The organism is Stieleria neptunia (assembly GCF_007754155.1).
Classification (GTDB): domain Bacteria; phylum Planctomycetota; class Planctomycetia; order Pirellulales; family Pirellulaceae; genus Stieleria; species Stieleria neptunia.
In genome coordinates, this window is sequence record NZ_CP037423.1 from 8858734 (window position 1) to 8882159 (window position 23426).

15 protein-coding genes are annotated in these 23426 nt (G+C 60.6%); 10 read left to right on the forward strand and 5 right to left on the reverse strand.

The features are described 5' to 3' along the window. Positions 1 to 24: 24 nt before the first annotated feature. Complete coding sequence (locus tag Enr13x_RS30900) at positions 25 to 2205, reverse strand: FdhF/YdeP family oxidoreductase (RefSeq protein ID WP_145390793.1); 2181 nt, start codon at positions 2203 to 2205, stop codon at positions 25 to 27. A gap of 240 nt (positions 2206 to 2445) precedes the next feature. Between Enr13x_RS30900 and Enr13x_RS30905 the strand changes: the two genes are divergently transcribed. Together Enr13x_RS30905 and Enr13x_RS30910 are read left to right on the forward strand one after the other, a co-directional pair. Then, positions 2446 to 3801 (forward strand): hypothetical protein, encoded by a 1356-nt coding sequence (locus tag Enr13x_RS30905; RefSeq protein ID WP_145390794.1) that lies wholly within the window; start codon positions 2446 to 2448, stop codon positions 3799 to 3801. Between the two features lie 199 nt (positions 3802 to 4000). Next, positions 4001 to 4210, forward strand: coding sequence for a hypothetical protein (locus Enr13x_RS30910; RefSeq protein ID WP_145390795.1), 210 nt, complete (start codon positions 4001 to 4003; stop codon positions 4208 to 4210). 131 nt (positions 4211 to 4341) lie between these two features. Here the strand turns inward: Enr13x_RS30910 and Enr13x_RS30915 are convergent, their stop codons facing one another. Then, positions 4342 to 5271, reverse strand: a complete 930-nt coding sequence (locus Enr13x_RS30915) for a ThuA domain-containing protein (RefSeq protein ID WP_390621042.1) — start codon at positions 5269 to 5271, stop codon at positions 4342 to 4344. Positions 5272 to 5606: 335 nt separating this feature from the next. On the opposite strand from Enr13x_RS30915, the gene Enr13x_RS30920 reads away from it, so the two are divergent. The 6 genes from Enr13x_RS30920 (at position 5607) to Enr13x_RS30945 (ending at position 14151) form a co-directional block, all read left to right on the forward strand. Beyond that, entirely contained in the window at positions 5607 to 6140 is a 534-nt protein-coding gene (locus Enr13x_RS30920; protein ID WP_145390797.1) for a DUF2760 domain-containing protein, read from the forward strand. Between the two features lie 121 nt (positions 6141 to 6261). Then, entirely contained in the window at positions 6262 to 8106 is a 1845-nt protein-coding gene (locus Enr13x_RS30925; RefSeq protein ID WP_145390798.1) for an Hsp70 family protein, read from the forward strand. Positions 8107 to 8132: 26 nt separating this feature from the next. Further along, the gene (locus tag Enr13x_RS30930; RefSeq protein WP_231743880.1) at positions 8133 to 10946 is read left to right on the forward strand and encodes an Hsp70 family protein; all 2814 of its coding nucleotides are present in this window, start codon (positions 8133 to 8135) and stop codon (positions 10944 to 10946) included. Positions 10947 to 11081: 135 nt separating this feature from the next. Next, positions 11082 to 11750 carry a hypothetical protein gene (locus Enr13x_RS30935; RefSeq protein WP_145390799.1) on the forward strand — a complete coding sequence of 223 codons (669 nt, stop codon included), beginning with the start codon at positions 11082 to 11084 and terminating at the stop codon, positions 11748 to 11750. Between the two features lie 175 nt (positions 11751 to 11925). Further along, positions 11926 to 13782 (forward strand): glutamine--fructose-6-phosphate transaminase (isomerizing), encoded by a 1857-nt coding sequence (glmS, locus tag Enr13x_RS30940; RefSeq protein WP_145390800.1) that lies wholly within the window; start codon positions 11926 to 11928, stop codon positions 13780 to 13782. Positions 13783 to 13992: 210 nt separating this feature from the next. Further along, complete coding sequence (locus tag Enr13x_RS30945; RefSeq protein ID WP_231743881.1) at positions 13993 to 14151, forward strand: hypothetical protein; 159 nt, start codon at positions 13993 to 13995, stop codon at positions 14149 to 14151. A gap of 1013 nt (positions 14152 to 15164) precedes the next feature. Here Enr13x_RS30945 and Enr13x_RS30950 read toward each other — a convergent pair. From Enr13x_RS30950 to Enr13x_RS30960, 3 genes are all read right to left on the reverse strand, one after another. Further along, positions 15165 to 16001 (reverse strand): tetratricopeptide repeat protein, encoded by an 837-nt coding sequence (locus tag Enr13x_RS30950; protein ID WP_145390801.1) that lies wholly within the window; start codon positions 15999 to 16001, stop codon positions 15165 to 15167. A gap of 233 nt (positions 16002 to 16234) precedes the next feature. Continuing rightward, positions 16235 to 17752 carry a S41 family peptidase gene (locus tag Enr13x_RS30955; protein ID WP_145390802.1) on the reverse strand — a complete coding sequence of 506 codons (1518 nt, stop codon included), beginning with the start codon at positions 17750 to 17752 and terminating at the stop codon, positions 16235 to 16237. A gap of 279 nt (positions 17753 to 18031) precedes the next feature. Further along, on the reverse strand, positions 18032 to 19630 hold the full coding sequence (locus Enr13x_RS30960; protein ID WP_231743882.1) for a DUF4013 domain-containing protein: 1599 nt from the start codon (positions 19628 to 19630) through the stop codon (positions 18032 to 18034). Positions 19631 to 19884: 254 nt separating this feature from the next. Between Enr13x_RS30960 and Enr13x_RS30965 the strand changes: the two genes are divergently transcribed. After that, positions 19885 to 21363: a trypsin-like peptidase domain-containing protein gene (locus Enr13x_RS30965; protein ID WP_390621043.1), complete on the forward strand. Its 1479-nt coding sequence runs from the start codon at positions 19885 to 19887 to the stop codon at positions 21361 to 21363. A 718-nt stretch (positions 21364 to 22081) separates the two neighbouring features. Further along, positions 22082 to 23077 (forward strand): IS110 family RNA-guided transposase, encoded by a 996-nt coding sequence (locus tag Enr13x_RS30970; protein ID WP_145385181.1) that lies wholly within the window; start codon positions 22082 to 22084, stop codon positions 23075 to 23077. The last annotated feature ends 349 nt before the right edge of the window (positions 23078 to 23426 follow it).

Below are 23426 nucleotides of genomic sequence, written 5' to 3' on the forward strand. Positions count from 1 at the left end.
CGGCGTGGTCAGTCATCGGCATCGTCATTCGGCGATCAGTTCGACGACGACGCCCTTGAACGCGGGCGTCTTGCTTTGCGGATCGGCATGACGGGCGACCAGCACGTTGGATTCGGGATAATACATCAACGCATTCCCGCTTCGAATCGAATCATAGGAGCGTGCCAGAATCCCGCTCATCGCCCCGGTTTCGCTTTTGACGGTGACGCGTTGGTCGTTCTGCAAACCGAATCGCTTCAGATCGTCGGGGTGAATCAAAATCAAATCGCGCCGTTCCTGATTGCGGTACAGGTCCTCTTCTTCATAGACGACCGTGTTGAACTGCCCTTCGCTGCGGACGGTCATCAATCGCAGATGGTTGTTTTCAGTTCCCTTTAAATCCGGCAGTCGATGGCAATGCAGCACGCCACGCCCGTCGGCGGTTCCAAATTTCGGATCGTGAAAGGTGCGACCTTCGATCTGAAACTCCTGTTTGGTCTGATCGATCTCGGTGATCTTGCCGTAACCGGGAACCACCGCGCCGATCCACTTGCGGATGGTCGAGGGCTTGGCCAGATCATCCCAGTCCACGCCGGGCACGTCAGGCACCACGGCTTTCCCGATCGCGGCGATCACGGCCACTTCGCTGCGGGGTCCTGGCAACCGAGCCGGTCCGCCGTCGCTCAGCCGCACAAAGTTGAACATCGATTCCTGTGTCGTCGGTGCCGGTTCTTCGTCACGCGCCAACACCGGCAGGACGATCGTTTCTTTCGCCAGACCATGGGCATGGCCGGTATTCATGGTCGTGTTCATCATCACGTTCATCTCCAGACTCGAGAGTGCACGATCGGCGAACGTGGAATCAGGATTGGATCCGTACAAATTGCCGCCCAAGCAGAAGCCGACTTTGATCTCGCCGCTCGCGGCGGCCTCCATGCAGGCCAGCGTGTCTTTGCCCGGTGTCTCGGGCAACTGGACCCCGAACTTGTCTTTCAGTGCGGCAAAGATCTGATCCTTCAGCTTCGGCGTCACGCCCATCGAACCGATGCCTTGCACGTTGCTGTGGCCGCGGATCGGCATCAGCCCACAGCCCGGCCGCCCGACCATCCCGCGGGCGAACGCCAAATTGGCGATTGCCTGAACATTGTCGACGCCATGGGCATGATGAGTGATACCCATCGTCCAAGCGAAGACACACTTTTTCGACGCGGCGTAAAGTTCGGCGATCGATTCGATCTCGCTGCGAGCGACGCCGGACTTGGTTTCGATCTCCTGCCACGTCAAATCGTCGACGGCCGCCAACCACTGCTTGGACCCGCTGGTGTGCTCGGTCAGGAACGCGTTGTCGATCGCCCCCAGAGACTTCGTCGCTTTGGCCAGCCCCCACAGCAACGCCAGGTCACCGCCGATGTGCGGCTGAACATAGTGACTGGCGATCTTGGTGCCCGCCAACAGCGAAATCGGATCGCTGGGGATGCGAAAATTGATCAGCCCCGTCTCGCGGACGGGATTGATCACAATGACTTTGCCACCGGCACGACGCACCCGCATCAAGCTGGTCATCAAACGCGGATGATTGCTGGCCGGATTCCCACCGATCAGAAAGACCGTGTCGGCTTTTTCCAGGTCGTCCAAGACGATCGTTGCCGTGCCGCTGCCGACGCTACTCTGCAACCCGACCCCGCTGGCCTGGTGACAGTAATAGCTGCAATTGTTGACGTTGTTGGTGCCATAAACCCTGGCCAACAACTGCAGCAAAAAACCGGCTTCGTTGCTGCTGCGGCCGCTGAAGTACCAAAACGTCTCGTCCGCCGCGGTCGCCGAAAGCTTTCCCGCGATGTTCTCGAAAGCCTCCTTCCACGTGATGACCTCGTAGTGTGACTGGCCCTGACGATAGCGGAGCGGATGGATCAATCGGCCGAGCGATTCCAGTTCGCGCGGCGAGAGCTGTTTCAGTTGTTCGATCGAATTCTGTTTCCAAAAATTCGGATCGATGCCCGGCTGCATGTCGGCGACCATGGCCTGCATGCTTTTCTTGCAGACCTCAAAAGAATGCCCCAGTTCATTGACCATGCCGCCCTTTTGACCGCCCATCCCGACGGCGCAGGTCTTGCAACTGTTGCGCGATCGCATGGCTTTGAACAGCTTCCAAATGCCACCCGCCTCACGCCCCTTTTTGAAGGTGTACCAGATCGCCCGAAATCCACCACCACTGCCGACTTTCACTGCGATTAATCCTCGAACGAAATCTGCGTTTGCCAAACCCAAATCTTATCACCGCTGGGACGGTCGCGGGACTAAGCGTCCGGGGAATTCGAGCGCAGCGGGCGGAATTCGAGCCACTTCAAAACCGCTGGCGTCAAGTCTGCGACAGCATCGTTCAATCTCCAGCCCCCCGCCGGAAAGGTGTGATCTATGTTTGTGAACCCCTGCTAACCAACGAGCCGAAAATCCCGAGAATTCATCATGAAGTACGTTGTGCTCGCGGTCGCGATTCTAGCGATCACCCTGGTCATCGCGATCGGACAGGTCGAACAACCCGCCAGCTCGCATTCCGAACGCGAGTCCGGGATCGAGCCCTCTCTTGTCGCCTCGACGTCCCAGGTCCGGATCCCCGCCGACGTCGCCCGAACACTCGACGAGGGACTCCAAGCACAACGCATGCTGGTCCAAGCCGACGAAATGATTCGACGCAACCCCATCCTGACGTTCGATGATTTACCGGATTTGATCGAGCAAGCCAAAGACGCTTACGTCATCCTGGGCCGTTATGATCGCGACGTGCTGGCAACGGAACTGCGCGGACGAGACAACCTTGAAAGCTACCTGGAAAGCGATCAATTCGACGCCGACCTTCGAACCGCCGAGGCCCTCTTTCAATACGTCCAGGAACAATCACGGTTGGAAGAACAGCACCCCAGCCCCCCGTTCCCGGAGGACCGCCCCCGACCCCGCGGCATCATGCCGCCCCTGTCGCGTGTCAACGATCCGTCGCTGATCATCTGCGATCGCTTCGAGATCCAAGCCAGCCGCTTGGACGACACTCTGACGATCTCCCTAGCGACGGACCTGCCCGACAGTGCCTCGTTGATGGTCAACATCTCACGGAGCTATCGCGAAGTCGGCAGTTCGGCCGTTTACAACCTGGACTACTTTTCCGAAAAGTCGACGGTCGCTCGGTGGCGATCCCCCAGAACGTTTCGCGTCGACGCCGATCGCTGGCGGCGGTCGATGAAAGCCAAACAACGAGAAATGGCGGCACTCGATCTCGGGTTCGACGTCGCTGAGATCGACGACACGATCGACGTCTCGATGGTCCTGCACGTCAATCAAAGCGACAAACGCTTCGGACACCAAAACGCAAATCTGTTCGGGAAAGCCGTCCGGTCGTCAGGCTTGCGAACCATCCGGGGAGAAAAATCAATTTTGTTTCCGCTGGAAGACACCGCTGACCAACCCGCCAACGACACCTTCGATGAGTCGGCCTTCTTTTTCAATTCATCGACGAAACCTTCCCCAGGCAAGAGCGACGACACGCCTCCCGCGGGCAACCCGAAGTCCCCGGAAACGGCGGACTTCGTCGTGGGAAAAAAAGGACGAACCTTTTCCGTCTCCCAATTCCATCCCTCCAACCCCCTCTCGGGCATGCGTCAGATGCGACGGGCACCACCCTCGGCCGGCTTGAAAATCATCGCCTCGGCCACGCAAGATTCGGTGCAGTGGGTCAAGCTGGAATGCTACCAGATCGGCAATCTCAAGCTCTGGACGGGCTGGATCAAACGCGAAGAACTGCACCCGAGCGACCAAGACGAATCGCACTGAGGGGTCGATCTGCCCGATTCGTTTGCGGGGCCCGATCCGATCGCGGGGGCATGATTCGATCGCGGGGCCCGATCACCGGGCCCGATCACCGGGGCCCGATCGCCGGGGCAGGGCACGTTGCGTCGGGCCGCCGTCAGGGCGAAGATGAAGGGTGCCCGATCACACTCTGATTTCGGACCACCCCACTCGGACGAATGTCATGCCCTGCGAACACTTGCAAGAACTGTTTGACCTTTGCGAAAAACACGACCTTCAAATCGCCAGCCAAGACGCGATCAAGGTCGTGTGCCGCCAATGCCAGGAACAGGAAGTCTGTCCGTCGTCGCTGACCGATGGCGATGAAGTCATCGAAATGCCCCGTTCGAAAGCGAACAACGCCTCGGATCCGACGGCGGACTCGACGACTTGAGTGATGGGGACAAAGAGTGAAGGATTCGAAGGCAAGAAAATTGCGGCCCCAACAACGTCGGCGGCCGCCTGAGATCTTCCCACCGACAAAACTTTCTTACCCGGATTTCCCCAGTCCTCTGTTCCTCACGCTCATCGCCGCGGCCGCTTGGGGTCCAGATTGGCGTCCAGGTCTTGGGACGTCAACGATGATTCGACGCCGCCTTCGGGCACCTCGGCCTGGGCGATCCAGAGCAGGCCGTTGAGCACGACTTTGCGGAAGTTGTCGTTGCCCCAATTGTCGTGAAAGTGACCGCCGGTGAAGCCGAATCCGCGGCCGCCGTCTTCTCGCTCGACCGTCCACATCATCGCTTCGGCGCGACCCTCGGACGCTTGGATGTGCGGGTACGGGCCTCTCGGATAGACATAGGGTCCGTCGCGGACGTCCGCCGAGGGCACCGCGACCAGAATCGGCACGAACTTCATTCCGGCCGACGCACCCGACCGGTCGCCGGAGAAGTCGGACACAAACCGCATATTGAAATACCATTCGTCCTTGATCTCGAACGGCTCGACGCCCCGCGTCACGGGATGCTCGGGGAAGGACTCAAACGCCGGTTGCCAAATCGGGTTGCACGAAAACAGGTGCTCGTAGTGGCCTCCGATCCAACGTTTCATCTCGTTGCCGGCTTGATCGGCCAGGACTTCCACGCCGTAATGCATGAACCCCAGCCCCACGCCGCGCTCGGCCCATTGGTCGATCAATTTCAATCGACGTCCATCCTGCTGGACGATTTCGTGCTTGCCGCCGCCGTCCATGAAAAACACCACGGCATCGGCATCATCAAAGACCGTTTCGTCCTGGGGCCAGCCGTTGAGCACAAACTGGACGTCCACCTCCGGCACGCCCGACAAGCATTTCGCCATCAGCTGCACCCCGGCGTTGAATTCGTGCATCCGGGGCGGGTGGGACGGTTTGCCCGCGACCAAAACAATTTTTTTCGTCTCGGCGTGTGCCAGGCCGAACGAGAAAGCTGACGTGATCAGCAACCCAAACGCGATGATTGATTTCAAGAGACTCACTCGCAAGAAGACGTAAACGTGGAACGAATAACATAATCGCTCCCCTCGGCCGCTGCACCTGCTTCGAACAGCTTCCAGGCCTCGGTGTCGACACATCTTGAAAGTATCCTGCCGGGCAGGGAGGGTCGAGCCGTTTTCGGACGTCACCCTCCCTGGCAGGGAGGGTCGAGCGAAGCGAGGGGAGGGTCGATTCGTTGCCACTGCGAGATTCCGAGCCGCACGCCCCCGCTACGGCCGCTCCCCCCGCAATCTCCGCCCCGCCTCTTGACGCAATCGGCGGGAACGCCAAGCTGGACGGTTGATTTTCAGGCCGTTGTTCATTGCAGGTTGGCAAGATGAGTTTAGGAATCGCGTTGAAGGCTTTTTTCGCCGCGTTGGGGAACAAAGAAAAGGCGACTCAGATCGATGGGATCCTGCGTGGCCAGCAGCCAAGTGCCCCGGCCATCGAAGCGAAACCGGCGGAAAAACCCGCCGCCAAGCCACCCCAACCGCCTCGGCGCGACCCCGCCGTGACGCTGTTGGCGACGCTGCAGCGGGAAGCCCGGCTGGTCGATTTGATCCAAGAAGACCTCAGCCAATACTCCGACGCCCAGGTCGGCGCGGCCGCCCGTCCGTGCCTGCAACAGTGCGGCGGAGTGTTGCAGCGGGTGATGGGCCTGAAACCCCTGCTCGATGCCGCCGAAGGCGCCGTGGTAGAGGTCGCCGCCGACGCCTCGCCGACCCGGTATCAGTGGATCGGCGAAGGCACAGCCACGTCCGGCAAACTGGTTCATCACGGTTGGGAAGTTTCCAAGCTGGAATTGCCGACGTGGACCGGTGACGCCGCCGATGCCAACATCGTCGCCGCGGCCCAAGTCCAAGCGAATTAGCAATCAGCCAAGTGGGACTGGCTGCCAGCCTGTCATTTCGCGATCGCCGAGCCCGGAAGCCGACCCCACGACGATTGTCCCGACTCTTCACTTCACTCCACTTCACACCAACAGATTCGACATGGGCTCACGGTATTGCATCGGCATTGACCTTGGCACCACCAACTCGGTGGTCGCCTTTGCGCCGCTCACCGAGGACGGAAAGAAATCGGAACCGAAACTGGAACTGCTTCCGATTCCCCAAGTCATCGCGCCGGGTCAGATTGAATCGCGGCCGTCGCTGCCGTCGTTTCTGTACTTGCCTCGCGAGGGCGAAATCGAATCCTTGAAGACGCCACTGGTGGGCGATCCGGGTCGCGGCATTGCGGGCGTCTACGCGCGACAGCAATCGGCTGAAAACCCACAACGCGTCGTCGTGGCCGCCAAGAGCTGGCTGTGTCATGGAAACGTCGGCCGCACCGAAGCGGTCCTGCCCTGGCAGTCCCCGCCAGAGGTGACCAAGGTGTCGGCCTTTGATTGCACCCAGCGATTCCTGTCACATCTGGTTGCCGCCTGGCACGCCGCCCATCCCGAAGCTCCCCTAGCGGACCAGCAAGTCGTGCTGACCGTGCCCGCGTCGTTCGACCCGGCCGCGCGCGAACTGACCCGCCAGGCGGCGATCGAAGCCGGTTTGCCGGATCACTTTGTCCTGCTGGAAGAACCGCAAGCGGCGGTGTATCACTGGCTGCGTTCCAATGCCGACCACTGGCGCGAGCAACTCGGCGCCGGTGACGTGCTGCTGGTCGTCGACGTCGGCGGCGGGACGACCGACCTGACCCTGGTCACGGTCGAAGAAAACGGTGGCGAGCTGAATTTGCAACGACTCGCCGTCGGCAACCATTTGCTGCTCGGCGGCGACAACATGGACCTGGCGTTGGCCCACCACGTCGCCACGCGGTTGCAAGAACAGGGCCACGATCTGGATCCCTGGCAAAGCGTTTCGCTGTGGCACGCCTGTCGCGATGCGAAAGAAAAACTGCTTGCCGCCGAGGGCCCCGAGGAACACACGATCTCCGTGCTCGGCCGAGGCAGTTCGTTGATCGGCGGCACGATCTCGACCGCGCTGACCGCGGCCGAAACGCAGGGTTTGATCGTCGACGGCTTCTTCCCCCAGTGCACCGCCCAAGAACGTCCCGAGCGCCGCACCGCGTCGGGGTTCCAAGACATCGGGCTGCCCTACGAAGCGGATCCGGCGATCACCAAACAAGTCAGCGCCTTTTTGGCCGATCACGCCGAAGCGTTTCCCGCGTCCGACGATGAAGCCGAAACCGGCGGCGGCACGGGACTGACCCACCTGCTGTTCAACGGCGGCGTGTTCCGCAGCGAAACGTTGCGCGGCCGGATGCGCGACGTCATCAATAGCTGGTGCGAAACCGCGCCCACGGTGCTCGGCCAACAGCAAGACCTGGACTGTGCAGTCGCCCTCGGTGCCGCCTATTACGGCTGGTCCAAACAGGTCGGCGGCATTCGAATTCGCGGCGGCACCGCACGTTCGTATTACATCGGAATCGAGACGGCCGGCTTGGCGATCCCCGGCGCACCACGCCCCTTGAGAGCGCTTTGCGTCGCCCCACAGGGAATGGAAGAAGGCACCGAAGCCGAAGTGCCCGGCAATGAGATCGGTCTGGTCGTTGGAGCCCCCGCACGGTTCCGCTTTTTTGCCTCCTCCAAACGCGGCGACGATGCCGTCGGCACCCAACTAAATCGTTGGACACCGGACGAACTGGTCGAAAGCGAACCGATCGAATTGACACTCTCGCGCGAGTCCGCAGGCGAATCCGGCAGCGAAACCGGCGGCGGCGAACCGTTCGTCCCCGTCCGGTTTGTCAGCCGCGTCACCGAACTGGGCATGTTTGAACTGTGGTGCCATTCGACGCGCACCGACGAACAGTGGAAAATGGAGTTCAACGTTCGCGAGAAACGATAACGATCTACACGAGATGGAACCAGGTTTTGTCTGAGAAACACGACGCGTCAACGGACCCCACATCAACACCACCCCGATTTGTCGTCGGCATCGACCTGGGCACGACGAACTGCGCCATGTGCTACGTCGACACGTCCGCACCGGATTGGCAGGTCGCGACGTTTCGAATCCCGCAGTGCGTCGATCTCGGTCAAATCGAAAAGCGCGAGACGCTGCCTTCGTTTCATTACGAACTGACGGCCAGCGAAGCGGGCGGGCAAACCGGCGTGCTGCCCTGGCAAAACGATTCCGCCAAACCGACGTCCTGTGTCGGCGTGTTTGCCCGTGATGCGGGCGCGCGGCATCCCGGGCGACGCATCCATTCCGCCAAGAGTTGGCTGTCACACGACGGGGTCGACCGCACCGCCGACTTCCTGCCCTGGCACGGGGATGCCGACGTGCCACGGATGTCCCCGGTCGCCGCGTCGAGCGAGTATCTGCGTCACCTCCGCGGGGCCTGGGATGATGCCTTCGCCGAACATCCGCTGCACGAACAAGACGTGGTGATCACGTTGCCGGCGTCGTTTGACGAAGTCGCTCGTGAATTGACGATCAAAGCCGCCAAGCAGGCAGGACTGAAACGTGTTTATCTGATCGAAGAACCCCAGGCCGCCTTCTATGCCTGGATCGATGGCCATCGCCACGATTGGCAAGACTTGGTTCGGCCCGGTCAGTTGATCTTGGTCTGTGACATCGGCGGCGGCACGACCGACTTGACCCTGATTCGCGTACGGCCGGCGGGCCAGTCCAACGATCAAGTTCAGTTCCACCGCGTCGCCGTCGGTCGCCACCTGATCCTCGGCGGCGACAACATGGATTTGGCGGTCGCCAAGTTGGCCGAGGCAAAACTCAACGAGACCTCAGCCGGCACACCACCGTCGGCCAGCCAATGGGACCGCATGGTGCAAGCGTCTCGCACGGTCAAAGAATCGATGTTGGACGAAGCGCGGGGAGCCTCGTTTACGCTGAACGTGGCCGCCGAAGGGGCAAAGTTGTTGGCCGGTGCGATCCAGGTCGAACTGACGGCCGAAGAAATTGATGCCACGCTGCTGGACGGTTTCTTTCCACGCGTCCCGCTCTCCGATCGCCCGAGTCGCCAACAAAGCGGGTTCCAAGAGTTCGGGTTGCCCTACGCCGCCGACCCCGCGATCACACGCCACCTGGCAGAGTTTCTCTCCGAACATCGTCGCAGCGGCATCGACGAACAGGACACCGAGTCGGCCGATCGGCCCGATCTGGTTTTGTTCAACGGCGGCGTGTTGGCCGCACCGGCGATCCGACAGCGGATCGTCGATTCGCTGCGCGACTGGTTTCAAGCCCCCGGCGAAACCTGGCAACCCCAGGTCCTGGCGTCACAACGTTTGGACTTGGCCGTGGCCCGCGGTGCGGCGTATTACGCGATGGTCCGCCGCGGCCAGGGCGTCCGCATCGCGGCCAACCTGGGGCGTTCGTATTACATGCAAGTGCAACACGATCCGCCCCGCGCCCTGTGCCTGATCCCCGGCAACGCCGAAGCGGGACAACAGTTCCGCGCCGACGATCATCCGCTGCACCTGCAAGTCGGCGCGCCGGTGCAGTTCCCGCTCTGGGTCAGCAGCACGCGACTGGCCGATCGCGTCGGCGATTTGGTCGCGATCGATCCGAACGAGATGTCCGCGCTGCCGCCGATTTGCACGGCCCTGGTCCGCGGCCGACGCCGCGAAGAAACCGAATTGAGCGTGTTCGTGGAATCCGAGTTGAGCGAGATCGGAACGGTCGGCATGTACTGTGTCGACGCCGAACACGGCAAACGATGGAAGCTGGAGTTTGACATCCGCAGCACGCTGGAAACCGACCGCGACGCGCATACCGGAAGCGGCGAAACGGCCGGGATCGTCGATAGCGAAACCGTCGAAGCCTGCGCCGATGCGATCGAATCCACCTTCGGTGCCGAACCCGACATCAAACCCAATCAGATCGTCAAGCGACTCGAATCGATCACCGAAACCAGCCGCAATGATTGGCCGCCGACACTGATTCGCGAACTGTGGCAATTCATGGCCGACCTCGAAACCGGTCGCCGCAAAACCCCCGCCCACGAAGCCCGTTGGTTGAACCTGGCCGGCTTCTGTCTGCGGCCGGGATATGGCGTCGCGGTGGATGATTGGCGGGTGCAACAAATGTGGCGGATGCTGCACGGACGCTTGGCGTTCCCGGCGTCCCAATCACGCACCGAATCGATGATTCTGTGGCGGCGGATCGCGGGCGGACTGACGGCCGGCCAACAACAGCAACTCGCCGCACCAATGCTGGCCGCACTGCGCAGCAAATCCAGACGCATCGAGCCGCACGAAGCCAATGAGTTCTGGCGGTTGATCGCGTCGCTGGAACGGCTGGACGTGCGTCAAAAAATCGAACTCGGTGACATCGCCTTGAAAGAATTCGGCCGCAAAAAAAATGTCCGGTTGCGTCCCGCCCTGCTGTGGGCGCTGGGCCGACTCGGCGGACGCCAACCCGCCTACGGCCCGCTCAATACCACGATCCCGGTTGCCAAAGTTGAATCGTGGATCGAGTCCCTGGTCGCCATCGATCCGCCCGAATCCGACGTGCCGCTGACACTCGTTCAACTGGGGCGAAAAACGGGCGACCGCTACCGGGACATCGCCGCAGCAACCCGTGACAAAGCCGCAACGTATTTGCAGTCCAGGCAAGCGGCGGATCACTTCGTCACCCTGCTCACCGACGGCGGAACGCTGGATCGAGACGAAGAGACCGCCGTGTTCGGCGACTCGCTGCCCCTGGGGATTCGACTCGGACGATAACCCGCACAGTTTGCCAAACCGACACCAAAGCAAAACCCGACAGTTTCCTTCGATTGCGCGGCCACGGGACGCCGATTCAAAACCGGTGTGGTGCGTGTTTGTTTCGTTTGGCGCTCAAGTATCGGTGAGGATGTGATGCCACTTCGAAAGCTCTGGAACTCGATTCGTGGCAAGTCGTCCACGTCTCCGGACAATGTGGACAAGACCAGTGCGGGGTCGGAGACCGAGGGGCCGACGCCGCGTTTCAATCCGGCATCGGCGATTCCTGCCGCCAAATCAGCGTCCCCGCCGAAGCAACGCCCCGCGGCCCTGACGAGTCGCCCCGCGTCACCCAAATCCATCTCCGCCGCCGCCACTCGCGACGACAAGAAACTGTTTCGGCGGATGGAGTCGCTGTCGGTTCAATCGGTGCTGGAAGTCGGTGTCGGTGACGGTCTGCGATCACTGGCGATGTTGCACGCGCTGACCCACAAAGGCCACTCGACCCCGATCCACTACATCGCGATCGATGAGTTTGAATTGGGGAGCAACGCGCTTTCGCTCCGCGACTTTCACAAACAGTTGCGTGAATATCCGGCCAAAGCACACTTGGTGCCGATGGCGATCGACGCCGGCCTGGATCGCGTGGTCCGAACGTACGGCCAAGTCGACCTGATTCTGTGGTCCGCCGACCAGCCGCCGACCCCGGCCCAGCACAACGCGCTGGCCCGATTGAGCAAGTCTCGCACGATCGTGTTCGCTCAAGAAAACGGGCGTTGGACCGAAACGCAGCCCGGTCTGGCCGCCGGCAAACGCGCCGCCTGATCGATTCCGACCGTCCCAATCGTCACCGTCGACCGGACCGGAAAGATTTCTGGGATCGGCAGGGTCTGTGTTTTGAGCTAGGTTTGTTCATGCCGGAAACGGCAACTAAAGTTTCGCCTCCCGGCCGGCTCCGGCCGCGTGGAACAGACAGACCTCCAAAACAGATTGAATTGCGATGTGTGGAATTGTCGGATATGTCGGTTCGGACAAAGCGGGCGATTTCCTGCTCAGTGGTCTGCGACGCTTGGAATACCGCGGATACGACAGCGCCGGAGTGGCGATCCACGGCGGTGACACGTTCCACATCACCCGCGCGGTCGGCCGAATCGACGCCCTGGCAAGCTCGTTGGGCCAGAATCCGGTCGATGGCCCGATCGGGATCGGCCACACCCGCTGGGCCACCCACGGACCGGCGACCCAAGAAAACGCCCACCCGCACGTCGGCGGCGCCGGCGAAGTGATTCTGGTGCACAACGGCGTCATCGAGAACTTCCAAACGCTGAAAAACGAGCTGATCGAAAAAGACTACGTCTTTCAGTCCGCGACCGATAGCGAAGTCGTCGCGCATCTGATCGCCGAAGGCCTACGCGTCACCCCGGAAACTCCCGACGATCCGTCGCTGCGATACGTGCAAGCGGTCCAGTGGGCTGTCGCCCAATTGCGCGGCACCTATGGACTGGTGATCGCATTCCAAGATCAACCCGACTTGTTGATCGCCGCTCGTTTCGGCAGCCCGCTGGTGATCGGCATCGGCCACGGCGAGTACTTCGTCGCCAGTGATTCGTCCCCGCTGGCCGGTTGCACCGATCGCATCGTCTACATGGCCGATCACCAATTGGCAGTGCTCCGCCCCGGCGGATTTTCGGTGACCCACCGGGAACAGGGCAAAGTGACGGTCCAGATCCAGCCCCTGGAAGCCGCCGAAGAAGAGGTCAGCTTGCAGGGCTATGAGCACTACATGCTCAAGGAAATCTATGAACAACCCGAATCGTTGAAAAACGCGATGCGCGGCCGGTTGGACGAAGAAAACGCCACCGCCGTGTTCGGCGGATTGAACCTGACCCCGCAACAACTCCGCAGCGTCGAACGGATCATCCTGACCGGCTGCGGCACCAGCTGGCATTCCGCACTGGTCGGCGAATACCTGATCGAGGAACTCGCGCGGATTCCCGTCTGTGTCGAATACGCCAGCGAATTGCGATACCGCAACCCGCCGATCGAAAACAACACGCTGGTGTTCGGGATCACCCAAAGCGGCGAGACGGCCGACACGCTGGCCGCCTTGCGGGAAACCAAACGCAAAGGCCACCGCACGCTGGCCCTCTGTAACGTCGTGGGAAGCTCGATCGCCCAGGCCGCCGACGGCGGCGTCTACTTGCACGCCGGGCCGGAAATCGGCGTGGCCAGCACCAAAGCCTACACGTCCCAGTGCTGCGTCCTGGCCATGCTGGCGCTCTACTTCGGACGGATCCGCCACCTCAGCTTCGAAGCCGGGCGGAACATCATCCGCGACCTGCAGCAAGCCCCGGGCGCGGTTCAAGAAGCACTCAACTGCAACGAACACGTCAAAACCGTCGCGGAAAAGTACAAGGATGCCACGAATATCCTGTACCTCGGCCGCCAATACAATTTCCCGACCGCCCTGGAAGGCGCCCTGAAGCTGAAGGAAATCAGTTACGTCCACGCCGAAGGCTACCCGGCGGCAGAAATGAAACACGGCCCGATCGCACTGGTCGACGAAAAAACCCCCAGCGTGTTCATCATCCCCCAAGGCACCACGTATGACAAAGTGATGGCGAATATGGAGGAGGTGAAGGCCCGGGGAGGCCCGATCATCGCCGTTGCAAGCAAAAACGATCCGCACATCGAAGCCGTCGCTGACGATGTGATCCATATCCCCGACGTGCCGGCCATCATCCAGCCGATCGTGTCCGTCGTGCCGCTGCAGCTTCTCTCCTACCACATCGCGCTGCTGCGGGGCTGCGATGTGGACAAACCGAGGAATTTGGCGAAAAGTGTGACCGTGGAGTAGTGACATTCCACCCAATCTGGCATTCTTTCCTTGCGGATACCCGCAACGAAATTACGCTCTTGATTGTCAGTCAACGAGCATGAGATGATCGTCGCCGAGACGGGGGCCAAGTCGACCCGGCGGGCAATCCATGACCAGGAATCCTTTTCTATTCGGATGAGAGAGATGATGAATCGTAACGGCCTAACCTTTAATTCTCGTAAAGCATTGATGAACAATATCGGCGAGGCCGCCGGGACCGAAATTGCGAACCTGATTGCCGAAATGGCCGCCGAAATCGAAGAATTGCGACGCAACAAGGTCAATGTCACCCGAATCGTCCCGGCCACCAACGTCAACCTGATCGGCCGCAACGAAGACGCCATCTAGCATCAAAACTCGAAATCCGAGCTCTCGGGGTCTGTCCCCGACAGAACGGCCGTTTAGGGCAAATGGGACATACAGGACGTATGGGTCATATAGGTCCTGTTCGTCCCATTCTCTCCTGGCACCGGGGTCTGTCCCCAGCGGCCTGTCCCCAGCGGCCAACCCCCGATACTGAACACGCGACCACATCAGGGTCTGTCCCCGTGGCACCGGGGTCTGTCCCCGTGGCACCCGACCACATCAGGGTCTGTCCCCGTGGCACCGGGGCCTGTCCCCAGGCGAACGGTCTGTCCCCAGGCGAACGGCCCACCAGGGCAAATAGGACCTATAGGACGCATGGGTCATATAGGTCCTATTCGTCCCAATTCCCCCCTTTACACCGGGGTCTGTCCCCATCGACCGGGTCCACCGGGGTCTGTCCCCGGCGCGGGGCAACCGCCCAACGATGTGCCCATTGATTGCACCGTGTTTCCGATGCAGTGCCCACTTCGTGGGCAGACCGCATGCAATGCTGGCTTGCCAAGGGCGCTGATGCGTTTTTTCAACGATGCCACCTGGCAACCCAACGGCGCACAGAACACCACTACAGATCCAATAAACTCACCTGCACGCCGTTGCGACTGAGCCGCGAAATTCCGGCCCGCCCCGCGGGCGGACTGGCACGTGGCGTGCAACCGACGCAGTGTAGGGAGGAAGCAGGGATGCACATGCTTCTATGGATGGTCGCTTGAGATGCAACGGGGAATTGCATCTCAGGCATCAGAGAGTGCTGCCGAGACACCTCGCTGGGCAGAACTTGACGGATGGCTTACGAGTCGGGTGATCTGGTTCCGGTGCTGGATCACCCGACTCCGCCGTTCCCTACAGACCATCGGATCGTTGTACAACGTCCTTACGAGGTCGTCGAGGAGAGAGCTGCAGACGACGGCCCGGAAGGGCCATCGTACGTGTGAAAAGCCGTCGCTCCAAGCTGGACGGTCTCTGAAGCCGCATCTGAGCGGCGATTCGCCGACCAATCAGTTTCCGAACGGATCTCCGCCGAACGGGTCCGCGCCTCCACCTGCCGGCGCTCCAAACGGATCGGCTCCCGCATCGCTGCCGAACGGATCGCCTCCGGCCGGAGCAGCCGGTTGGCCGAACGGGTTCGAATTGTCGCCTGCGGCCGGCATCCCCGCATCGGCGGCGTCGGCTGCAGCCCCGGTCGGTGCATCGTCGGCAAACGGGTTGTCATCGAGCCCTTCCAAGGCGTTATTCTTTTCGACTTTTGGCTGTCCGCCGGCCAACGCAGGACCGTCGTCTGCGAACGGGTCATCGGGCACGGGAGCACTGGGGGCTGGCGGCGGCTGTTTGACAGCAACCGGCGGAGTCGTCGTGCTCGGTGCCGCCGCAGCGGCACTCGGCTGGACTCCCAATTCCATCATTCGCGCGTCGGATCGAGCCGCCGCGTTCATCATCGCATTGATCCGGGCTTTCTGCCGAATCTGTTCCAGCTTCAGACGCGCCGAACCCTGGAACCGCGACAGGGACCGTCCGATGCCGGCTCCGCCTCCGGTACGTGCCTCCATCTGCGCCCCCACCTGCCAATCCGATTCCGCCTCGGCATGCCGCCCCTGGTTGTGGGCCACGATGCCGCGGAAGTAATAGGCGCGGGGGTCCCGTGTTCCGCCGTCGATGGCCTGTGACAGGTAGTCGTACGCCTCGGTGTATTGACCGGCATAATACGCGTGCACCCCCCGGCCATAGGTTTCGGCCAGGATGGATTCGTTTTGCGCACTGGCCTGGTGTGAGCCGAGCATTGCTCCGATGAGCGCGAGTGCGGCCAGCGGTGCGAGAGAAAAGGAACGTCGGATCATCACTTTGGGGTCCTCTGACAAGTCGATCGGTTGATTTCGTGCAAGTATCCGTTGCAGGCGAATATTGCGGAAGAATAGACGACAGCAACCTTGCCGATAGGTCGGCGTGCAGACCGAGAAGAGAGTTCGGCCATTGAAACACCGTCTAGGATACTTATGCCAAGATGCTCGGGCAAATGGATTCGAGCCGTCGGCCCAGAATTTACCCGTTCGCCGAACCGGCAAGGGGCATTTCACGCGGCTTTTTCTTGGGGTTCCCGCGACGATGTGTCTGCGGGCGGTTCTGCCGCGTCGGGTTCAGCGTTTTGCCCGGCCCCGGACAATTCCAGCAGCCGACCGACCGCCGCCCGCAACGGAGGATCGTCGGCAAGCTGCTGCGGACCGCGCGAGAGATTCGCCTTGGCCAGATCGGAAAGGACGGACCGCTCCATCTTGGACTGCAACGCATTCAATTCGGCTTCCAGCTTCAAAATCTCTCGCTTCCTGGCATCCAGCACGGGTGAGGCGAGATCGCCAGTCGCCGCTGACTCGCTCGGCGGACCGGCCTGCGGCGGGTCGATCCCGACCAGCATCGGGAACGACGCCTCGCGCCAACGGTCGGCCAGCTTGGCGAGCGCTTCGGGTTCCATCGGAATCACGAATCCCGGATCGGGCGTCACCCCCCAATCGTCGTCTTCGCTCGCATCGGCGGTGCGGTGGATGTTCTTGTTGTTGGGTCGAAAGTAGCGTGCCACGGTCAACCGCAGCGCACTGCGGCCGTATTGCAGCGGCATGATTTCTTGCACGGTTCCCTTGCCATAGCTTCGCGTGCCCACGACGATCGCCCGACCGTTGTCCTGCAGACAGGCGGCGACGATTTCGCTGGCGCTGGCGGAGTTTTCATCGATCAAGATGGCGATCGGCTTGGATGCATCGACCAGCGTTCCGGGTGTCGCTGCATAAGACTCCTCGATTTCGCCGTCACGAATCCGGGTGGAGACGATTTGCCCCTTCGACAAAAACATGTCGCTGACGTCGCGGGCCGCGTACAGCAACCCGCCCCCATTGCCGCGCAGATCCATCACCAGAGCGTCGAAATCGTTGTCCAACTCGGCCAACACCTGTTCCAGCTCGCGGACCGTTTTTTCTCCGAAACTTTTCAGCCGGACGTAGGCCACCGACGGCTCGCTGGCCAACCGGTAGACCCAGCGGTTGGAGGCGTCGCGATGATCGCCGACAACCGATTCCAATTCGATCGTCGCGCGTTGCACCGACATCGTGTGTTTCTCATCGCCACGCAGCACCGTCAGTGACACCGTCGTGCCCGGCGGCCCCTTCAATCGATCGCTGACATCGGCCAACAGCATGTCCGAGACATCTTGACCGTTCACCCGAATGATCAGGTCATTGGGCAAAACGCCCGCACGCAACGCCGGCGAATTGACTAGCGGCGTGACCACCCGAACCGGCTCCCCCGGGTTGGGCTGGTCCACGTAGATCCCGATGCCGGCAAATTCCTGATGCATGTTGTCCTGAAACGACCGGTACGCATCGACCGCGAAATAACCGCTGTGTTCGTCCAACTGACTGACCACGCCTTCCATCGCCGCCATCACCAGTTGCTTGCGGTCGACCGGATCGACATAGTTTTGTTCGATCAACTCGATCGCTTCACCCAAGATGCTCGCCGAGCGGGTGTTGCGGTAGGTGAAATGACACAAAATGCTGACGACCACCGCAAAGAGAATCAGATTGAAGTTGCGTGGTGGCATGCGCTGAAACTAACTCGGAAAGAAAGCGGAAAAAGCGATCGGGCAGTGTTTAACCGGCCAGCGATCGCGGCAAAGCAAACGCCGACAGCTTGCCCGGCCTATTGTACGGCGTCGATCAGCCCGACGGAAATCCCCACAGCCGGCACGCCCCGCGAGTCGGGCTCCTTCGCCGGTACGACGTCCTACCGACGTCGTCGAGGAGAGTCCTACCGACGACGGCCCGGAAGGGGCCATCGTACTCGAAAAAAGGATCGTCCTTTGCCGGACGGTCCCATCAGGCTACACCCCGCCCAGAAAAGGAATCGGGATCAACACCGCGTGCTGTTGCACCCAGGTCTGCAATCCGTCCCAACTGGTGTACTGTGACAGCGTGACGAAGAACAAATAGATCGCGACGACACCGGGCATCAACAACCGCACCGTCCAACGCGAAAGAAAACTCCATGTGCCGGTCGGTTTCACGGCCCCGTCCCTGTGGCGGAGGGCGATCCGCTTGGCCCGTCGCATCGCCAACCCCTCGGCCCATCGCGCCGGCAAAATGAAGGCCACAAACATCAGCGTCGGCAACCAAACGACCTCGCGCGGCGTCGCTTCGATCTTCAGCAGGTAGAGCGGAATCGGCAGGATCACCAACCCCAGCACCATCGCCGTCAGCCACGCCCAGGGTGCATAGCAGAACAGCCGACGAATGCGACGCACTTCAAACAGCGCCCGCAGGCGATTCTCCGCCGCAAAGTGCGCTTGCAGCATCGGCAGGTACAGCAGCACTACCCCCAAAGCGATCAGTGCCAAACCGCCGACCAGCCCCGCCAACCCCGTCTCACCGTTACGGTTGGCAGCAATGATGATCATCGCCGGAATCAACCACACCAACGTCCCCAGTGCACCACGCAATCCGAGCCAAAAGAACCGCCCCAGTTCCAAGGAATGCGTGAAATCCCACAACCGGTCCGGCAACGGCAGATACGTACTCGGCCGCCACGCCTGTCGCAGCATCCGCTTTGGCTGCGGCCACAAAAAGTGGACCAACCGTCCGCCACGGGCCAGCGCCCAGAGCAAGTACAGCACGCCCAGACAAGCCGCGGCGATCGCGGCGATGCGGAGAACGGTTGCCTGAGCCGCATCGGGCGCGATCAAGGAAGCGACGCTTTCCCAGTGGGCCAACAACTGGACGGGCAACGAACCGACGACGACCGCCAGCACCACGATCCCGATTTGACCGGCCGCACGAAGATGGGGCAACGATCCACGCACGGTTCCCCCACGCGCCAAACGTCCGGCAACGTCCAACAGATAGCCGAACGTGATCAACTGCAGAATCGGGATCGCCGCCAACACCGCCAGACAAACGATCAACGAGGCAAGGCAAAACAGGGTACTGATCAACCAGGTGATGCCCGCGACCACGGTCCGAACCAGCCCCCGTCGCGCCGGCGGAGAAGCGTCCGCCACGGGAGCCACCGCATCGCTGCGGGTCATCAACTCGCCTTCAACTGGCAACACGCTTGCTCCCGGCAACACGGTCGCTGGCATCGTGCCGACCGCGGTCGACGAAGCCTGGACGTCATCCCCCAAACCGATCCGCTCGCCGCCAGGCACGCCCCCCGTTTCGATCTCTGGGGAAGACAATTCGTTGGTTGGTTCAATCACTTCATTGCACAAAATTCGGTGTGAAGCGGTCCAAGGCGAACCGCAATCGGTCGCGGCGAAAAAAACTTTCAAACTCTTGTCCGCTTTCACGGCGCCTCGGCCTGCCACGATCGCACGATCGGAGGGCTGTCCAAAATCCAGGCTATCTTGTTCGCCCGGCAGATGGGCATTCTTGGCAAACTGAAACGCGAATTCGCTGACTTTCTTTTCATTCTTCGCGTGATTCACTTCAGACCGGCGCCGGACCACCTCGTACCGACAGCCACAAACCCTGCCCGAGCGTGCGTTTTGGACACCACCCGGCGGAGGTTTGTTAAGGCTGGTAAACCTTGCGGCGTTCAGACCATGCCATCAAGGGATCCTACTGGTTGTTCCGATTCACTCTCTCGTGCCGGGGATTCCGGCTCCCATGACGATCGAAAGCCCGCAACCTTCGGTCGACACGATACGCATCCAGTTCTGCTCACCGGGTACGGGGACCTATGCGACCACCGATCCTACATGCCCCGACCAACGGACGATTCCGCAACGCCACGACCCAGTGGCTGCGTCGAATCGCGAAAGTCGGCTTCGCACTTTCGATGATGACGGCGATTGATGCGACAAGCGTCAACGCTCAAGTCGCATCGCTGACGTCCTTCGAACCGGCGACCGCTTCGCGACGGGTGACCGATTCCCGACGAGAGACACCGACGGTGCTCGCGGTCCGCCGCGCCAGCCCCTCGGTGGTCAACCTGCACGGCCAAAAAACCATCCGCAGCACCGCCGCCGGCCTGGCCGGTGCAACCGACGGCGGTGGATTCCGACAGGTCAACGGGATGGGCACCGGCGTGGTGATCGATCCGCGTGGCTACGTGATCACCAACTATCACGTCGTGGAAGATGTCGACAACATCCGCGTCACGCTGCACGACGGATCGGTGACATCGGCCGAACTGATCGCCGCCCGGCCGCGGAACGACTTGGCTTTAGTCAAAGTCGATGTCAAATCCGACTTGCCGACCGTGCCCCGAGGCACCAGCAGCGACTTGATGGTCGGCGAAAGCGTGATCGCGATCGGCAACGCCTATGGTTACGTGCACACCTGCACCCAGGGCATCATCAGCGCCCTGCATCGCGACGTTCCGGTCAACGACACACAAGACTACGAAGACCTGATTCAAATCAGCGCCGGGATCAATCCGGGCAACTCCGGCGGTCCGCTGTTGAACATCGACGGCGAAATCATCGGCGTCAACGTCGCCGTCCGTGTCGGTGCTCAGCAGATCGCGTTTGCGATTCCGATCGACCAGGTCGTCGAAATCGTCACCTCGATGATTGACGAACACAATACCGAACGTCTGGATATCGGATTGCGAACCAACGGCGGTCCGCGCGACGGCGATGGCATCACCATCGCACATGTCTCCGCTAGCAGCCCCGCCGCACAAGAGGGGCTGAAGCCGGGTGACCGCGTGGTCCGCGTTGGTTCGCGTCCGGTTGACGACCGTTTGGACTTTTCGCTCGCCCTGTTGCAAATGCGACCGGGCCAACGCGTCCCGATCGCCGTGGAACGCGACGGCAGCACGCTGGAACTGGCCGTCGCGACGACGCCATCGAAGGCCTCCGACGCGAACAACCCCAGCGACACCGCCTGGGCCGTGATCGGGATTCGCGCCAAACCGGTCAGCCAATCGACCATGAACCGGCTGAACTCACGCATGCGAACTCCCTACCGCGGTGGCCTGTACATCACTTCGGTTCGCCCCGGCTCGGCCGCCGCGGAACAGGGGATTCAAGTCGGTGATGTCCTGCTGGGCATCCACGGATGGCAAACCGCCAGCATCGGCGACCTGGCAGGCATCCTGGAACACCCCGACATGAAAAAAGGCCCCCGAGCAAAGTTCTACATCGTCCGCCGCGAACAAACCCTGTACGGACATTTCCAACTCGCCTCACGCGACGAAAACGTCCGTCACTAACGCCGGCGGCATGGGCGGCGGCCCGGGGTAATGTCTCGGGTGATTGGCCCGGGGTGGCCTGCCGCACGCCCCACACCGCTACGCCTGACACAGCTACGCTCGTCCCGGAGTAAGCTCGCAACCACCGCAGGCAGGTTGCGAGCTTACTGACCCAGCCGGGACGAGCGTCTGTTTAAAATGGAACGCATGAAGATTCCATTTGAACATCGTCGGCCACGCGATTGGCCGAGTCATCTTGCTGACGCTTGCCGATCAAACGGAGCGGCGCTCACTAGAACGTCTGGCAATATTCACCCCCTCAATCGTGAAGGATTGGCGTCACGCTCCACCTGGGCTTGGGTGTCTACGCAAATCGCGTTGATCTACACTGGCTCCCCTCGCCCCGCTTCGGGGAGAGGGGTTGGGGGTGAGGGGCTACACAGCCAACATGTTGCAGACCTCTTTCACGGGATTCTATTTGGTCGCCGGCCCCCTAGTATCTCGCCTGACTGGCAATTCCAGGCGATTTGATCATCGTTTGGGCTGTCGATGTTGGGTGGCTGCCTGCAGCGGTTTCCCAACACTGCTGTGTAGATCGTAATTTCCCCTAGGTGGTATTCAACGCCGTGGATGAGCTTGAGTCGCACAGCAGTTCGTTTTGAACCCGAACCGTCGCTCGATCGACCCAATCGCGTTATCGCATGTGGTCAGATCGTATTCACTAGGATGGGACTTAACTATGAAACAGAAGTACAACCGTGTCATTGGTATTGACGTCGCGTCAGACAAAATTGATGTCAATGACTCCGCAGGAAAGATTGCCAAACAATTGCCCAACACGATTTCAGCGATCAGCAAAAAGCTGTTCAAGAGAATCCAAGACACTGAAAATACATTGGTTGTCTGTGAAGCAACTGGCGGCTACGAATATCTGATTGTGGAGGCTGCTCACGACGCTGGTGTACCGATTTGCGTGGCCAACCCGAGGCAGGTCCGTGACTTTGCCAAAGGGCATGGCTATTTGGAGAAGACCGATGTGATCGATGCATTCATGATCCGCCGTTTTGGCGAAGATGTGGAAATCCATCTGACACCTCCTCGCACGGCGCAAGAGAAAGAATTTCTTTCAACAGTGCGGCGTCGAACCCAAGTGAAAGATTTGCTCTCCCAGGAGCAAAACCGACTCAGTCAAACCCGTGACAAGTTTGCCGCTCAACAAATCAAGGAAACGATTTCGCACCTGAAAAAGCAGCTAAAAAGCCTCGACAAACGCATCGAAAAGATGCTCAAGGACCTCAGTAAAGTCGATCCCAAAGTAGAAATCTTGTTCAGCGTCAGTGGAGTTGGTCCAGTCACCGCTGCGACACTCCTGGCCGAGCTGCCAGAACTGGGACAACTCAACCGAGGTCAAATTGCCAAACTTGTCGGTGTTGCTCCGTTGGCCAACCAAACAGGCAAGAGCGACAAGAAACGAAAGGTCCGAGGTGGACGTTCACAAGTCCGAAGCGTGCTCTACATGGCGACACTGGTTGCAACGAAACACAACCCAGTCATCAAACGTTTCTACGATCGGCTTATCGCCAAAGGTAAAATCAAAAAGTTAGCTTTGGTAGCGAGCATGCGCAAACTCCTGACGATTCTCAACAACATGATTCACTGCGGCGAATCATGGAAGAACCCTCAGGTCAATGCGAAAAAGGAGCAAAAGGCGACTACGGCACCGTCGCTAAACTAGGACCGTAGTCGCCATACGTGCTCGATGCGTCATTGACACACCGGCGACTGAGTTATCCCTGGCACGGTTGCATCTCTGCAGAGCCCTGTTGCGTTTCACCCAGCGGCTCAAGTTTACTGCTGCGCAACAATCGCGTCACCCAAATTTCCAAAAATCATTGAACACCGGCGCAATGCCTAAGAAAATCTCGGGGGTTCGGGGGCTGGCCCCTGACCACACTGGATCTCGGAATCGAAAAATCCAAGATTTTCGATCTGACCTCTTGCCACAATTTAAGACCGTCGCTCATCCCCAGCCCTTCTCCCCCGCAAAACCGGGGGAGAAGGGTGCCATGCTGAGCTGTGTAAAT

Excerpts from the sequence above, each read along its gene's own strand:
- Enr13x_RS30925 (WP_145390798.1), top strand. The coding sequence starts at position 6,262 with ATGGGCTCACGGTATTGCATCGGCATTGACCTTGGCACCACCAACTCG.
- Enr13x_RS30920 (WP_145390797.1), top strand. The coding sequence starts at position 5,607 with ATGAGTTTAGGAATCGCGTTGAAGGCTTTTTTCGCCGCGTTGGGGAAC.
- Enr13x_RS30935 (WP_145390799.1), top strand. The coding sequence starts at position 11,082 with ATGCCACTTCGAAAGCTCTGGAACTCGATTCGTGGCAAGTCGTCCACG.
- glmS (WP_145390800.1), top strand. The coding sequence starts at position 11,926 with ATGTGTGGAATTGTCGGATATGTCGGTTCGGACAAAGCGGGCGATTTC.
- Enr13x_RS30965 (WP_390621043.1), top strand. The coding sequence starts at position 19,885 with ATGCGACCACCGATCCTACATGCCCCGACCAACGGACGATTCCGCAAC.
- Enr13x_RS30950 (WP_145390801.1), bottom strand. The coding sequence starts at position 16,001 with ATGATCCGACGTTCCTTTTCTCTCGCACCGCTGGCCGCACTCGCGCTC.
- Enr13x_RS30910 (WP_145390795.1), top strand. The coding sequence starts at position 4,001 with ATGCCCTGCGAACACTTGCAAGAACTGTTTGACCTTTGCGAAAAACAC.
- Enr13x_RS30905 (WP_145390794.1), top strand. The coding sequence starts at position 2,446 with ATGAAGTACGTTGTGCTCGCGGTCGCGATTCTAGCGATCACCCTGGTC.
- Enr13x_RS30955 (WP_145390802.1), bottom strand. The coding sequence starts at position 17,752 with ATGCCACCACGCAACTTCAATCTGATTCTCTTTGCGGTGGTCGTCAGC.
- Enr13x_RS30970 (WP_145385181.1), top strand. The coding sequence starts at position 22,082 with ATGAAACAGAAGTACAACCGTGTCATTGGTATTGACGTCGCGTCAGAC.
- Enr13x_RS30945 (WP_231743881.1), top strand. The coding sequence starts at position 13,993 with ATGAACAATATCGGCGAGGCCGCCGGGACCGAAATTGCGAACCTGATT.